Annotated in this window: 13 protein-coding genes, 3 tRNA genes and 1 riboswitch; of the genes, 14 read left to right on the top strand and 2 right to left on the bottom strand. The window is 52.3% G+C overall.

The genetic code is table 11. The annotated features are described in order from the left end of the window. Window position 1 precedes the first annotated feature (1 nt). The 14 genes from argF to BLU70_RS12530 all read left to right on the top strand — a co-directional run bounded on the left by argF (window position 2) and on the right by BLU70_RS12530 (window position 14248). Entirely contained in the window at window positions 2-1069 is a 1068-nt protein-coding gene (argF, locus tag BLU70_RS12465; protein WP_040290959.1) for an ornithine carbamoyltransferase, read from the top strand. Beyond that, window positions 1069-2334, top strand: a complete 1266-nt coding sequence (locus BLU70_RS12470; protein ID WP_006448317.1) for an argininosuccinate synthase — start codon at window positions 1069-1071, stop codon at window positions 2332-2334. Before argF ends, BLU70_RS12470 begins: the two co-directional genes overlap by 1 nt. Then, complete coding sequence (gene argH / locus BLU70_RS12475) at window positions 2331-3707, top strand: argininosuccinate lyase (RefSeq protein WP_074693664.1); 1377 nt, start codon at window positions 2331-2333, stop codon at window positions 3705-3707. The genes BLU70_RS12470 and argH overlap by 4 nt, the downstream gene beginning before the upstream one ends. A 126-nt stretch (window positions 3708-3833) precedes the next feature. After that, a complete protein-coding gene (locus BLU70_RS12480) occupies window positions 3834-5072 on the top strand; it encodes an aspartate kinase (protein ID WP_006448319.1) in 1239 nt (412 codons plus the stop codon). Window positions 5073-5455: 383 nt separating this feature from the next. Beyond that, window positions 5456-6691, top strand: a complete 1236-nt coding sequence (locus tag BLU70_RS12485) for an endo-1,4-beta-xylanase (protein ID WP_074693665.1) — start codon at window positions 5456-5458, stop codon at window positions 6689-6691. Between the two features lie 264 nt (window positions 6692-6955). Further along, on the top strand, window positions 6956-8626 hold the full coding sequence (locus BLU70_RS12490) for an ABC transporter substrate-binding protein (RefSeq protein WP_074693666.1): 1671 nt from the start codon (window positions 6956-6958) through the stop codon (window positions 8624-8626). A gap of 154 nt (window positions 8627-8780) precedes the next feature. Beyond that, window positions 8781-8863: riboswitch (ZMP/ZTP riboswitch) on the top strand. 65 nt (window positions 8864-8928) lie between these two features. Continuing rightward, window positions 8929-10518 carry a phosphoglycerate dehydrogenase gene (serA, locus tag BLU70_RS12495; protein ID WP_006446799.1) on the top strand — a complete coding sequence of 530 codons (1590 nt, stop codon included), beginning with the start codon at window positions 8929-8931 and terminating at the stop codon, window positions 10516-10518. Window positions 10519-10584: 66 nt separating this feature from the next. Next, a complete protein-coding gene (serC, locus tag BLU70_RS12500) occupies window positions 10585-11664 on the top strand; it encodes a 3-phosphoserine/phosphohydroxythreonine transaminase (RefSeq protein ID WP_074693667.1) in 1080 nt (359 codons plus the stop codon). Between the two features lie 12 nt (window positions 11665-11676). Next, window positions 11677-12783, top strand: a complete 1107-nt coding sequence (locus BLU70_RS12505) for an HAD family hydrolase (protein WP_074693668.1) — start codon at window positions 11677-11679, stop codon at window positions 12781-12783. 65 nt (window positions 12784-12848) lie between these two features. After that, window positions 12849-12941, top strand: a tRNA-Ser gene (locus tag BLU70_RS12510). A 54-nt stretch (window positions 12942-12995) separates the two neighbouring features. Further along, a tRNA-Met gene (locus BLU70_RS12515) sits at window positions 12996-13072 on the top strand. Window positions 13073-13088: 16 nt separating this feature from the next. After that, a tRNA-Thr gene (locus BLU70_RS12520) sits at window positions 13089-13163 on the top strand. 278 nt (window positions 13164-13441) lie between these two features. Then, the gene (locus BLU70_RS12525; RefSeq protein WP_074693669.1) at window positions 13442-13879 is read left to right on the top strand and encodes an OsmC family protein; all 438 of its coding nucleotides are present in this window, start codon (window positions 13442-13444) and stop codon (window positions 13877-13879) included. 123 nt (window positions 13880-14002) lie between these two features. Then, entirely contained in the window at window positions 14003-14248 is a 246-nt protein-coding gene (locus tag BLU70_RS12530; protein WP_074693670.1) for a hypothetical protein, read from the top strand. Between the two features lie 329 nt (window positions 14249-14577). Here BLU70_RS12530 and BLU70_RS12535 read toward each other — a convergent pair whose 3' ends face one another. Beyond that, window positions 14578-14865, bottom strand: a complete 288-nt coding sequence (locus BLU70_RS12535) for a HesB/YadR/YfhF family protein (protein ID WP_074693671.1) — start codon at window positions 14863-14865, stop codon at window positions 14578-14580. Window positions 14866-15469: 604 nt separating this feature from the next. Beyond that, on the bottom strand, window positions 15470-15735 hold a 266-nt coding region (locus tag BLU70_RS12545; protein WP_176780906.1), incomplete at its 5' end, for an ATP-binding protein.

The raw sequence follows: 15735 nt of genomic DNA on the forward strand, positions 1-15735 counted from the left end.
TGTGGCAGTGTGGGATATGAATGGCGCTGTAGGGCGCGGATCGTCTGCAGTTGTGCCCTTGGGCTCTAATTATCTGTCGGTCCGGCTGCAAAACGCATTATGGGCGTCACACCGGGTGATGGCCGGCAGAGATTTGCTCCATTTCAGCGATATTGGCGGTGAAGATCTTCGCAACTTGGTTCACCTTGCCGGACTCCTTAAAGAAGCGCAGAAAACGCATTTTACGCACACCCTGCTAGCTGGGAAGACACTCGGTATGATTTTCGATAAATCCTCGACTCGTACGCGGGTCTCGTTTGAAGTAGGTATGCTGCAACTGGGAGGGCATGCGTTGTTTTTGCCGGGAAGCCAATTGCAAACGGGGCGCGGCGAGCCGATTTCGGACACGGCGCAGGTCATGTCGCGCTATGTTGACGGCGTCATGATTCGTACTTATCGGCAAGCGGATGTCGAGGAATTTGCGGACTGTGCGACTGTGCCGGTCATCAATGGGCTCACGGACGAATTTCATCCGTGTCAGTTGCTGGCTGATGCGCTCACGATTCTGGAACATAAGGGGCGCCTTGAAGGAGTCACGGTCGCCTACGTCGGCGATGGCAACAACTTGGCAAACTCTTGGTTGCAACTCGCTCCAAAGCTCGGCATGAATATTCGCGTAGCGACGCCAGCGGGGTACGGGCCGTTGCAGGCGGTTGTTGAAGAAGCCAAGTTCCACGCGGTACAAAGCGGCACACAAGTATTGGTCACCACCGACCCAGAGCGGGCAGTTGCCGACGCAGATGTCATCTACACTGATACCTGGGTGTCGATGGGCGATGAGGCAGAAGCTGAAGAACGTTTAGAGCGGTTTGCAGGTTATCAAGTCAATGCAGATTTGTGTGCCTGTGCCAAAGCGGATTATGTCTTTATGCACTGCTTACCTGCCCATCGCGGAGAAGAAGTAGCACCGGAGATAATTGACGGCTCTCATTCCATCATTTTTGACCAGGCAGAAAACAGATTACATGCGCAAAAAGCCGTGCTAGCCGCGACCATGGCGGATGCAGGCGCGTTCGGGGAGGACTTGTAATGGCTGAAACACTCGTACTTGCATATTCCGGTGGTCTCGATACATCCGTATCCATTCCATGGATTCGCGATCACTATGGTTATGATGTCATCGCCATGTGCGTCGATGTTGGCGAGGGCAAAGATTTAGACGCGACACAGGCGAAAGCCATCCAAGTAGGAGCAGTGAAGTCGTATCGCATTGACGCCAAAGAGCGATTTGCAAAGGAATTTATCGCGCCAGCCTTAAAGGCGAATGCCCTTTACGAAGGCAAATATCCACTTGCATCTGCGTTATCACGCCCTCTCATCGCACAACTGCTGGTCGAGGTGGCGGCGCGCGAAGGAGCGGTTGCCGTCGCGCATGGTTGTACGGGAAAGGGCAACGACCAGGTCCGCTTCGAAGTATCTATCAACGCCCTCAACCCGCAATTAAAGGTCGTGGCGCCTGTGCGGGAATGGGGATTCACGCGGGACGACGAAATTCGTTACGCGGCACAGCACAATGTGCCGATTCCCGTCAATCTCGACAATCCCTTTAGCATTGATGCCAATCTGTGGGGTCGCGCGATTGAGTGTGGCGTCCTCGAAGATCCATGGCAGGCTGCGCCAGAGGGTGCGTTTGAGTGGACAGTCGCACCCGAGCAAGCACCGAATGAACCCGAGGAAATTGTGATTTCGTTTGCCGAAGGTGTGCCAATCGCGCTTAACGGTCAGCAGCTGCCGCTTGCCGAACTCATCCAGCAACTCAATCAAATCTGTGGAAAGCACGGCGTTGGCCGGATCGATCACGTGGAAAATCGATTGGTTGGCATCAAATCGCGTGAGGTTTACGAGTCTCCTGCGGGGCGCGTTCTCATCATGGCTCACCAAGAGCTGGAGCATCTAACCCTCACACGCGAGGTATTGCAGTATAAGATGGGGCTGGAACTTGAGTACAGCAAGCTCATCTATAACGGCCTTTGGTTCTCGCCACTCAAACAGGCTTTCGATGCCTTTATCGACGCGACGCAAAAGCATGTGACAGGGGACGTGCGCGTCAAATTGTATAAGGGTCAGGCTCAGGCGACGGGAAGACAGTCTCCATATTCACTCTATCGGCACGATCTCGCCACTTATGAAACTGGGGACAAATTTGACCACATGGCCGCTGTCGGTTTCATTTCGCTGTTCGGCCTGCCGACATCGGTGTACGCAGCGCTGCATCAGGCGGATGGCCCGTCCGTCGAGCTTGTCGATAGCTCCGTCTCGGTCCTCAGTAAAGATGAGGTGGAGACGACGGCATGAAGTTGTGGGGCGGTCGCTTCAGCGAAGATACCAATCAACTGGTTCTGCAATATACATCGTCTATCGGGTTTGATGTCAGGCTATTGCCATACGACATCCGGGGATCTATCGCTCACGCGCGCATGCTGGCCACCTCCGGCATCATCACGCCGGAGGAGAGTCGGAGTATCATAGACGGTCTGGAAGGCATTTTGCGGGATTACGAGGCGGGACAGATCGAGTTCCGCCTCGACGATGAGGACGTGCATATGAACGTCGAGCGCATCCTCACTGAGCGCATCGGCCAAGTGGCAGGCAAGCTCCACACGGCGCGTAGCCGTAACGATCAGGTTGCGCTGGACATGCATTTGTGGGCCCGTGATGCGGTCAAGGCGTTGATTGACGGCGTGCGCAAGTTACAGCAGGCGCTTGTGGAGGCTGCGGAAGCGCATCTCGATGTCATCGTGCCAGGTTTCACGCATTTGCAACGTGCGCAACCCATCTTGTTGGCACATCATTTCCTGGCGTACGTATGGATGCTGCTGCGCGACGAACGCCGCTTGCGTGGGGTTCTCGACGAGATCGATCAAATGCCACTTGGAGCAGCTGCACTCGCCGGAACGACATTTCCCATTTCGCGAGAGGCGGTCGCAGAGGAACTTGGCTTCTCCCGACTTTATGAAAACTCTCTGGACGCCGTATCCGATCGCGATTATTTACTCGGGCTCCTGTTTGCCTGTGCGACCATGATGACGCATCTGTCTCGCTTGTGCGAGGAACTCGTATTGTGGTCAAGCGAAGAGTTTGGTTGGATTGAGTTATCTGACGCCTACGCGACCGGTTCGAGCATTATGCCGCAAAAGAAAAACCCGGATGTTCCGGAATTGGTGCGTGGTAAAACGGGGCGCGTGTACGGGCACCTTATTGCGCTGTTCACGGTTCTGAAAGGCTTGCCCCTGGCATATAATAAGGATTTGCAAGAGGACAAAGAGGGCGTCTTTGACGCGGTTGACACGGTGCTCCCCGCATTGGAGTTGTTAGCCGGCTCGATTCAGACGATGCGGATCAAGCGAGATCGACTCGCTCGCGCGTTCGTCTCTGATTTTTCTAACGCGACCGATCTCGCCGACTACTTAGTGCGTCTCGGTTTGCCATTCCGCGAAGCGCATGCCGTGGTCGGTCAACTCGTGAGCGACGCCATTGGCAAGGGTACGAATTTGGCTGGGTTGGCACTTACGGACATGCAGGCGCGCTGTCCCCTGATCCAGGAAGATGTGTATGATGTGTTGCCAGAACGCGCCGTGATCGAGGCGAGAGCATCGCGCGGAGGCACGGCTCCTTCAGCGGTACGACTACAGTTGGCACTGATTAAAGAGCAGTGTGGCTTGTCTTGATGGGAGAATCGGCGACGGATCGAAAGGTTCCATCTTTCGACACGTTCGCCGATCTTTCACGTATGCACAGCTGTGCGGTATGATAGATAAAATCGTTGTGTAGCTTGAAATAGGGAGTGGAGAAACGTGCTGGTCGTACAGAAATATGGCGGCACATCGGTCGGGTCCACGGAACGGATTCGCGCCGTTGCGGATAGAATTGCGTCTACCGCGAGCGCGGGACATGCTGTGGTCGTCGTGGTGTCGGCGATGGGGCACAGCACCGATGCATTGGTCGACTTGGCGGCCGAGTTGGCCGACAGCCCAGATCTGCGTGAAATGGATCAATTGCTTGCCACAGGCGAGCAAGTGTCGGCAGCTTTGGTCGCCATGCGATTGTTGACGATGGGCATTCAGGCCAAGTCGCTCACAGGATGGCAAGCAGGGATTACGACGGAACCGGTACATGGCAACGCGCGTGTCTCGCAGATCGATACAAGGGCCTTGCAAAACTTGATTGCGAACGGAATTGTGCCCATTGTGACTGGATTTCAGGGAATCGCCGACGGTGAGGTGACGACGCTTGGCCGCGGTGGATCGGATACGTCGGCAGTGGCCTTAGCTGCGGCCCTCGGTGCGGACGTTTGTGAGATTTATACGGATGTCGATGGCGTTTACACGACGGACCCGCGCGTCGTACCCAATGCGAAGAAGTTGGATGACATTTCATATGATGAAATGCTAGAGTTGGCCAACCTCGGTGCCCAGGTTTTGCATCCACGCGCGGTAGAAAACGCCAAACATTTTGCGGTGCAGTTGGTCGTGCGCTCTAGTTTCACGGAAGGGGACGGAACGAACGTCGTGGCGATGACAGAGAATCGGATGGAAGGCCGGCGCGTAGTGACCGGCATTGCGTTTGAACGGCATGTTGCAAGGTTGGCAGTTGTTGGGGTGCCGCTTGAGGAGCACGCATTGGCGGCGATTTTCTCGTCTTTGGCGGAAAATGGCGTGAATGTCGACGTGATCGTCCAGAGCGTCGTCGACGAAGTTGCGGTTGATGTGTCTTTTACGGTGAATGAGTCCGATCTTGGTCGCGCCGTAGAAGTTGTTTCGTCATTGCAGCCAAGCTTGCGGTTTCGCAAAATTGAACGAGAGGCCCCGCTTGCCAAAGTGTCCATCGTCGGTGCGGGCATGATTAGCAATCCGGGCGTGGCCGCGCAGATGTTTGTTGCGCTTCGCGACGCACAGGTGCCGATTCACATGGTGAGCACATCGGAGATCAAGGTTTCGTGTGTCATCCCTGCAGATTTAGTCGAAAAGGCAGTACAGGCGTTGCACAAGACCTTTGTCGAAGCAGATATGGTGACGCCGTTGACCAATCTATAACGCAAAACCAAAAGCGGTTTCGCAACCACATCAGCCATCTTTGGAACTTGTCGGGGATGGCTGATGTTTTTTTCATGAGCGCTTGTGTTGACTCGATATCATCCGGGTGGAGAGGGTTATCGCTCGTGCTGTGGGATGGTCAAATGACCGAGCGAATGGAGCCTGTTCGTTCAGTTCAATAAACAATTGATTAAGACTATTTTTTTACGATTGGTCATATAGAGTCGACGTGCTTGAATACTTATCATAGACATAACATAAGTTGGTCCGACGAACAAATACATGTGCAGCTTGTTTGGAAAGTAAACGATTACAAGGTTGCCAAGGGGAATGGAACGAAACCGCGTACCTGAATCGAGAGCAGGAATTGGGGGAATGGTTCCATGCAGCAAGTAAATGATCGCCTTGCACATCGTATAGGAAAGTGTGTCATTCGACTCGTCGATGGATCTGGGGTTGCTGTCGCGGATCAAGAGGTGCGGATTCGGCAGATCAATCACAGTTTTTTGTTTGGTGCCGGGATATTTGATGTTGTTCCTTTTGTCAATCAAAGCGTTCCGCAAGAGAAGCTTACGTTTTTAGAAGAGGAAATCAGTAGATTTTTAGAGGTATTCAATTTTGCCACGCTACCGTTTTATTGGGGACGCTTTGAGCCGGAACAAGGTAAGCCGCAGACAGAGGCGTTAAGCCGGGCAGCCGAATGGCTACAGCAAAAAGGCGTGATCGTCAAAGGACATCCTCTTTGTTGGCATACGGTTACGGCACCATGGCTTTTGGACATGAGTAACGAACAAATCTTGCGTGCCCAACTCTCCAGAATTGAGAGAGAGGTTTCAAATTTCGAAGGCGTCATCGACATGTGGGACGTGATCAATGAAGTTGTGATTATGCCGATCTTTGATAAGTATGACAATGGGATCACCCGGATTTGTAAGGAACTTGGACGCATTGAACTGATTAAACAGGTCTTTGCAGTGGCCAAGGCGGCTAATCCCGGCGCCACATTACTATTAAATGATTTTAATACGACGACGAATTACGAGATTTTGATTGATGGGTGCCTCCATGCAGGGGTTCCGATTGACGCGATTGGAATCCAGTCACATCAACACCAAGGTTATTGGGGGCGAGAGAAGGTCGAAGAAGTTTTGGAGCGGTTTTCTCACTTCGGGGTTCCTATTCATTTCACAGAGAACACGTTGACATCCGGCCATTTGATGCCGCCTGAAATTGAAGATCTGAATGATTATCAGATTGCGGAATGGCCGTCGACACCCGAGTACGAGGAACGTCAGGCGCGAGAAGTTGAAGAAATGTATACGATTTTATTTGAACATCCGCAAGTGCAAGCCATTACGTCTTGGTCGTTTAGTGACCACGGGGCTTGGCTAGGAGCGCCAGCAGGATTGATCCGAAAGGACAATGGTCCAAAACCGTCCTATGACGTGCTTAAGCGCTTGATTACAAAGGACTGGCACACAGAATGCGTGATGAAGACGGACGGAAATGGAGTGGCGCTTGTCGAAGGGTTTCTCGGAGACTATGAACTCGTTTGTCAAGACAAGGTGTCCCGCTTCCGTTTGACAGGCAATGATGGTCAGCTCGACTTGGTTATGTAAATCGCATGTCGTCGCCTATTGGGGAAACAGCATAGGTTTTGCAAGCCGACTTGACTATCTATCTTGCATTTAAGGGAAAGCGTATACATGGGACTTGGTTCATGGGATGCGCTTTGAGGAGGTGAGCCACATCAAGCTGTTGAGCGGTCGCTTTCTTGTACCGCTGAACGCTTCCTGTCATAAAGTTCCCGCTTCTCGCTCATCGTTGGATAGCCGCGAGAGACGGAGCGCTTCATCGGTTTCAATGATTTGGGAGGGATTGTGATGACGCTTACCTGGAAGAAAGGTGTTTCTGCAATTCTTACACTTGGGTGTATCGGCGCACTTGCTGGTTGTTCGTCACAACAGACGGCAGCAGCTTCGGTGGCACCGGTGAAGGCTGCATCGACAACCGTGAGCCAAGGGCAACCATTGACGATTGTACCAACTCCATCGGGAACGTTTGCGGACAATTTTAATCCGTTTGCGGTCACCAGTGACTATGGTACCTTTGGATTCATCTATGAAACGCTGTTCTACTATGATACCCAGACCGGGAAGATGTGGAGTGTACTGGGGGATTCCTACAAATGGAGCAACGGAAATAAGACCCTAACCGTCTCGCTCAACCCGAAGGCCAAATGGACAGATGGACAGGCATTTACGTCACAGGATGTAGTTTTCACCTTTGACTTATTGAAGAAGTACTCTTCTGCAGACACCAACGGCGTGTGGACGCAGCTTGCAAGTGTTGCTGCGAAGGGTAGAGATACCGTGGTCTTCACATTTAAACACCCTAATATTCCGTTTGGTCTCGAATATGTCTTAGGGACGTACATTGTGCCGGAACACATTTGGTCCAAGATTACCGATCCGACGAAAGTAACGGTCACGAAGCCGATTGGCACGGGTCCCTACGTTCTCGATACATTTTCTCCACAAGACTACAAGCTGAAGGCGAACGCCAATTACTACCGAGGTAAACCACCAGTTCCTGAGCTCAATTTCCCATCTTTCAACTCTAATGAAAGTGCGAACCTGGCTATGATTCAAGGCCAAATCGATTGGACCGCCGTGTTCATGCCCGGTATCCAGCAGGCCTACGCCGCAAAAAGTCCGAACAACCATTACTGGTTCCCGCTTGGCGTCACCCTCAATTTGTCAGTTGATTTGAAAAACCCCCTTTTGAGCCAGACCGTCGTTCGGCAAGCCATGAGTATGGCTATCAATCGTAATGTTCTTGCAACCAAAGGCGAATATGGCTATGACAAGCCGGCGGAGCCTGATGCCGTTCCCTATAACATGAGCTCTTGGCAAGATCCAAACTTGCCGGCACAGGACAAATCGTTTACGTATAATCCCGCTGGAGCTGTCGCCTTGTTGAAGAAGGCTGGCTATAAGAAGAACGCTCAAGGCATTTTTGTATCTCCGAGTGGGAAACCGCTCAGCTTTACCCTTATTGTTGTATCCGGGTGGTCCGACGAAGACACGGACGCTGCGCTCATCGCAAACCAGTTAAAGCAGGTCGGTATCCAGGTCAACGTGCACGAGGTCACGGACAGTGCCTACCAAACGCAACTTTCGTCCCATCAATTCCAATTGGCCATCAATGCAGCTTATGGTGGTCCAAATCCATATTATGTGTACCAGGAAAATTATGATCCGCATGGAGACGCCGATTGGATGCAGTTTGACAACCCGGGCGTAAATCAGGCTTTGGAAGATTTCGCTCAGACGACCAACACGGATCGTCAGAAACAGGACATCTATAAGGTGGAGAAAATCGTCGCCGAACAATTGCCGACCATTCCACTGATGTATGGCGCAACATGGTATGAATACAACACAAGTAAGTACACGAATTGGCCATCAGCCAGTAACGCGTATATCTCTCCATCAATCTGGAATTATGAGGGTGCTGCGATCACGGTCATGCACCTGCACCCAGTACATTGAGCCATTTATGGTATAAGCAGGCCCAAGACGCGGCCTGCTTTTTCATCCAGCGTGCCCATGTTGGATCCGATCGGTCCACAGTAGTCTGTATTGTGCGAAAGTGAGCGCATGTGTTATTCTTGTTTCATCGTTGTATTGAGAGTACAGATAGACACGGACGTCGCATGACTGGCGGATTGTGGGACTGACCACAGGGGAGTGCGATGTATACAGTTGCCGGCCGCCTGGGCACTTTTGACGCGTTCTGCGTAAAAGTCTCAGCGGCCGTTGCTGTACATGCCGGAGTGGTAAGGAGAATTCGAATGACGACGAAAATTCTTGTAACAGATGACATTTCAAGCGCTGGTATTGATGTGTTGTCGACCTTGCCTGATGCCACTGTCGATGTCCAGACGGGACTTTCTCCATCTGAGTTGCTCGTTGCGATTGCAGACGCGGACGCACTCGTCGTCCGTTCGCAGACGACTGTCACAGAGCAGGTGATTGCTGCTGCGAAGCGGCTGAAGGTAATTGGCAGAGCTGGTGTCGGTGTCGACAATATCGATCTCGAGGCTGCCACGCGCCGCGGCATTCTCGTCATCAATGCGCCGGACGGCAACACAATTGCCGCCGCCGAACACACCTTCGCCATGATGATCAGCCTTGCACGGCACATTCCGGCGGCCAACCGGGACTTGCTCGCGGGCAACTGGAATCGCAAGAAGTGGGTTGGCGTTGAACTTCGCGGAAAGACTCTCGCCATTCTTGGAATGGGTCGCATTGGCACGGAAGTGGCAAAGCGCGCGAAGGTCTTTGGTATGACGGTGCTAGGATACGATCCGTTTTTGACAGAAGATCGGGCACAGAGCCTCGGGGTACAAAAATCAGATCTCGATTCCGCCATTCGAGCAGCCGATTTTATCACAGTCCACACACCGCTAACAAAAGAGACGCACCACATGATCGACGCAGGGAAGATCGCGATGATGAAAGAAGGGGTGCGGATTATCAACTGTGCCCGGGGCGGCATCATCGATGAGCGTGCTTTAGCGGATGCTTTGCGGCTCGGTAAGGTAGCAGGTGCGGCCATCGACGTGTTTGAGAGTGAACCGCTCGCTTTAGATCATCCGTTGCGTCAATGTGAGAATGTCATCCTAACGCCACATCTTGGCGCCTCGACCGTTGAGGCACAGGAAAACGTAGCTATTCAAGTGGCGGAGGAAATTGTCCAGGTTCTTCGCGATGACACTTTCGAACATGCGGTCAATCTTCCGAGTCTAAGCCCGCGCCAGAAAGAGCGCTTGGCGCCATATTTGGCCCTTGCGGAGCAACTCGGATTGTTTGCCGCGCAGCTTGCACAAGGAGCGCCATCGCAGATGACAGTCACTTACGCAGGCGATGCGGCTGATCCAGATGGGGGATATTTGACGCGCACGGTACTTAAGGGCTTTTTCGGATTCCAATACAGCGGTGAAGTGAACTACGTCAACGCTTTGCGCTACGCTGAGGATGCCGGCTTGCGCGTGCAGGAAGTACGTGAGTCGCGTGGGCGTGTGTATACGAATGAGATCTCCATTTCATTTGCCACCGACGCAGGTAGCCACCGTGTCTCGGGCACCCTGTACAGCGAATCTGGGCCGCGCATTGTCGAGCTTGACGGCTATCCCATCGACATGCCAATTGAGGGTATCTTGGTCTACACGCGGCATGAAGATAAGCCTGGTATGATCGGGCGCATTGGGACTTTGCTCGGCGATGCACAAATCAATATTGCCGGTATGCAGGTGGGGCGCCGAGAAACAGGCGGTGAGGCGGTTATGTTGCTCACGGTGGACAAGAGCGTGCCAAACAACGTGATCGACGAAATTGCTTCCCATGATGGAATCCGCATGGTGCGTGCGATTGAACTGTAAGTCCAATGGCGGTCGATAGACCGGTCGTATCGTGTGGTAAGAACGACAGATAGAGGAGTGGAGTTCGTGAAACGAGCGGACAACTTTAACGCAGGGCCAGCGGCCTTACCGTTGCCGGTACTCGAGCGCATTCAAGATGAGCTCCCCAATTACGGTGGAACGGGCATGAGCGTCATGGAATTCAGCCATCGTAGTGCGGAGTATGAAGCAATTCACAACGATGCCCAAACACGTCTGCGCCGACTTCTTGGCATCCCTGATGGCTATCAGGTGTTGTTTTTACAAGGCGGCGCGAGCTTGCAATTCGCAATGTTGCCGATGAATTTCCTAAAACCGGGTGAGAAGGCACTATACGTGTTGACTGGATCGTGGTCGCAGAAGGCGGCAGATGAAGCCGGTCGCTACGGCGAGTTGCTGATTGACGATTGGGCCAAACAGGGGGGGTATCGGGACATTCCTGCCTCCATCGCAGGAGATGACCCGTCCTTGCGGTATGTTCATATTACGTCGAACAATACCATTTACGGGACGCAGTGGCGAGCGTTGCCGAAGACGACGGCGCCTCTTGTTGCGGACATGTCGAGTGACATCTTGTCGCGGCCTGTCCAGGTTGAAGATTTTGCGCTGATTTACGCAGGTGCTCAGAAAAACATCGGACCGTCCGGCGTTACCGTCGTGATCGTTCGTGATGATTTTCTAGAAACAGCAAACAGCGATGTTCCGACCGTTCTGAAATACAGCACTCATGCGCAAGCGAATTCGCTTTATAACACGCCGCCGACCTTCGCGATTTACGTCATGGCGTGCGTTTTGCAGTGGGTGGAAGAGACCGGTGGGTTGGCCGGTATCGTCGAACGCAACCAGAAAAAGGCGGCTGCTGTGTATGACGTGATCGATACACATCCAAATCTGTACCTCGGACATGCGGAAAAGCGCGCTCGTTCTGAAATGAACGTCACGTTCCGTCTCCCAAGCGACGAGTTGACGAAGTCGTTCTTGGCGGAAGCTACAGAGCGCGGTTTTGTAGGCGTCAAGGGTTACCGCACCGTGGGCGGTGTGCGCGTCTCGCTCTACAATGCGGTACCTGTTGAAGCCGCTCTGCGGTTCGCTGAGTTTATGCAAGATTTTGCGCGCCGCAATGGCTGATGGAGGTTTTGGATGTATACGACGGTTTTGTTCGATATCGATGGCGTCATGTTAAGCGAGGAACGGTATTTTGATGCTTCTGCACTCACGGTGCACGAATTGTTGACCAGTCCATCATTCCTTGGCTTGCGTTCGATCTCGCCGGCGTTTTCTCAGGCGCCGGATGACAGCGTGATCGGCCAGATTCGCAAGGATGTCTTTCAGCGCGATCAGGTACTCGAGCGCCTCAAAAACGTTGGTGTGAACGCAAACTGGGACATGGTTTATTTTGTCTTCGTCGCTGAATTGGACGCACTCCTGCGACAGAGTGTCAATGATCGCGAGTTTGGCATGCGCATAGCGAGCGCGTTGACTGGCGGATGGACTGTCGAAGCGTTGCAGGCAATCGGCGACGCTGCACGGGCAAATGGAATTGAGCATATGGTCCGTTGGGACGCATATGACACTTTGTATGCTGGGTGCCACTCGCGGGCTGAGCTCATGGATGCGGCGGCCAAAGCTCTTTCCCAGCACTGTTCCAGTGGCGACCCGCACGACCTCTGGAACATCGGACAAGCCACTTTTCAGGAGTGGTACTTGGGGGATGGCTACACGGGCAAAACGACAGGTAAACAAGGTTTTCTCACGAGCGAGTACGCCATCGTCCCCCCGGACGCATTTTCGGAATTGCTTGCTGAATTGAAGCAGAAGGGTGTCGCGATGGGCGTTGCCACAGGACGGCCGCGTATCGAAACTCATGTACCACTCACACACTTCGGGTGGCTGCAGCATTTCGATGTCGCGCACGTTACCACCGCTTCTGATGTCGTTGAAGCGGAGGAGCAATGTCCTTCGGCGCGGCCACTGTCGAAACCTCATCCATTCTCTTATCTGCGTTCGTTGACGGGCGATCACGATGTGGAAAGCTTGCTGGCTTGCGAATTGCCTTTATTCGATATTAAAGACAAGGTACTCATTGTAGGCGATTCGATTGCGGATGGACTTGCCGCACAACGCCTTGGTGCTTCGTTTGCAGCGGTCTTGACAGGGCTTGAAGGAGAAGGGGCACGTCCGAAGTTTGAGCGGCTGGGTGCGGATTATATCTTCCAAAACGTGTTGGGTATTAAGTCGTTGTTTTAAGTCTTGCGAATCCTAAAGATCCGTGTTAATATATCAACTGTCGCGCGATACGCGAGGACAGTTGTGGAGAGATGTCCGAGTTGGCCGAAGGAGCACGATTGGAAATCGTGTAGGCGGGTAAAACCGTCTCGTGGGTTCGAATCCCACTCTCTCCGCCAAAGTTTATGGTTCGGCCAGTGTCTTCACTGGCCGAACCACTCTGTGTAGAGGATGGCGGCGTAGCTCAGTTGGTCAGAGCACACGGTTCATACCCGTGGTGTCGGGGGTTCAAATCCCTCCGCCGCTACCAAACCCAAATAGATGATGCCACCTTGGCTCAGGGGTAGAGCGGCTCACTCGTAATGAGCAGGTCGTCGGTTCGAATCCGACAGGTGGCTCCAGAATAAGGATGTCGCTTTTGGGCGGTTGACCGATGGGTCAGCTGCCCATTTGCATTTTGCAGGAGAAATGAGATCAAAAATATTATGGATAATCCATCTTTGCCTTTATGAATCTTGATTTCTCGAGGCATTCTTGGTTGGCAGGTGGCAGTCCCACGGAAGTGGCTAGTTTTCTTTCGCGCTCGATAGATGTTTCAGACGGTATGCTTGTGCGGCAGCGCACACTTTGATTTGGGCGAAACGAATATACTACGTCTGAACAGGAGGCGTAAACGACGATGGCAGACTTACAATTTTCTACACATTTAAAATGGCGTGGTACGGGAAGAGACGGTGAAGGAGTAGTAACCCTGGCCGAAGATGGTGTTGTCTATTCTGCCCCGGCATCAATGGGGGGAAAGGGCGTTGGAACAAGCCCAGAGGAGCTCCTCATCGCAGCCGTTGCAAGCTGCTATAGTGGAACGCTGTTTCGTCTGTTGAAAAAGGCTGGCCTACCAGTCGAACAGCTAGAAATTACGGCCAAAGGGGAAGTAACCGATTATCCCACGCAGGCCAAGTTTTCGCGATTGCGTGTCTCGCCTGTGATTCTTGGTGCGGATCGGTCTAGATTCGAAGAGTACGCACGCGTCGCGACGCAAGCACGAGATCATTGCTTCATTGGAAAGGCGATTGCGGGGAATGTTTCGTACGACGTCGGGAAAGTGGATGTCAAGTAAAGGCTTCCCGTGGACTTTCGGAGGTCAGTGGTTGTAGCGATGCTTTTACCGTGTTTTTTCGACTGCGATTCATAGACAGGTGGTAGGGCGTTGCTGAATCGAGTAAGGAAGAGGAGATATAGCTTGAAAGTTCGGGAGCATTTTCTACTCGGCACAGAGCACGCGACAGTCTCTGTGACCGCAAAAGCGGATTGCAATCGACAAACGCTGTTTCACCGCGCAATCGAAATGATTTTGGCTAGATATCAAGAAGAGTTTGGTTTGGCAGCCCATCGCGTTTTGGTAGAGTCACTTCAATCCTCAGCGCGCCAGGAGATCAACTGGAGACTTCGTCCGGAAGATTCATGCTGGAACCGTATGAACGAGTGAGGGTGAAGTACCCGTGCTAGGGGTGTCCGAACGGAAGGTGTTCACATCGAAGATTGGCGAGATGATGGGGGAAGCCATGATCTCGCCAACGCTTATTCAGCCATTTGTGGTAGATTAATCAGTGTGAATGTTCAGATATGAATCGCATGAATCACAAGTCCCGACTCACAAAACGCTGGTAAAGTTCGGACTTTCGTTCCAACCCAGCATTCCTAACCGGGAAACTCTTGAACTGCAGACTGAATTACAAAGTTATACATTCAATTGTGTGGCAAATGCAACGCTTCCGAAAAGGCGTCACGAAGGTTAAATAAGGGCGCCGAAACGCTCTATTCAATGCGATAATCGACACCATCCTCATCGTTCAGGTAGTCGACGTATAAATCTCGTCCGTCAAAATACCAAGCATCGTCGTCGCGCACAAAATATAATCTGCCGTTATGCTGCTCAATTGCCACGACGTTCTCTGGCCGTTCAACTGACAAGCCGAGGGAGAAGCCAGGTTGAATGGTTGAATGTCCACCATATCGAACTTTAAAGCGTACTCCGTCTCCTTCCTTGACGTTCAATACAGATTCCATCCATTTCGCCGCTTGCGGATCGATCACGATTTTCATCCACATCGCCTCCCTTAAAACTTCTTTCATTATAGGTGATCTTGTCCGACTTTACGTGAATAGTTCGGACTTGTGGTTTTAGGTTACGCAAACTAGTTCATTCGGCTGTGTTCCGCGGAAAAATGATTAGTCTTTGTGGGCATGTCTGAATGATATGTTTGTGTCTGCTGGTTTTGCGCGGACATCCTGAAAATAAGGGCGTGAAGGGAACCTAAACAAGCGCCTTAGGGGGCGAGAAGCATGGTGAAACTGTTGCGTGAAAACGTGTTTGTCAGAGGGATTCTCACTGCCCTACGAATTTGGATTGGTGTTGAATGGATCCATGCATCGCTTACGAAAATTGGCTCTTCAGTCTGGACGGGGAGTCAGGCTGGAATTGCGGTGGAAGGATTTCTTAGGAGTGCCGTTGCTCAAAGTACTGGGACACATCCGAACGTTCAAGCGTGGTACGCCTCATTTATCAAGCAGTTTGCTTTGCCGCATGCAAGGTTGTTTTCATACGCTGTAAGTTTTGGGGAACTGTTAGTTGGCATCGCCTGTATTTTGTCAAGCAAAAATCCCCGAAAAAATCGTGTGTTTTTCCCCATCCATGCGACGGGGATTTTTAACGCTGTTTCATCAACGCATGCTTCATGCGATAGCTTTCTCCCTCGAACACCAGTAGGTGTCCATGGTGCGCCAGGCGGTCAATCATGGCTGCGGCCATCTGGTCATCTGTGAATACGGAACCCCACTTTGAAAATTCGAGGTTCGTTGTAATCACTAGGCTACGGCTTTCGTAACTGTCCGCAACCACGCGGAACAGCAACTGCGATCCCTCACGATCCACCGGTACGTAGCCCCATTCGTCCAGGATCAACAAGTCAGCAC

Source organism: Alicyclobacillus hesperidum (genome assembly GCF_900107035.1).
Taxonomy (GTDB): domain Bacteria; phylum Bacillota; class Bacilli; order Alicyclobacillales; family Alicyclobacillaceae; genus Alicyclobacillus; species Alicyclobacillus hesperidum.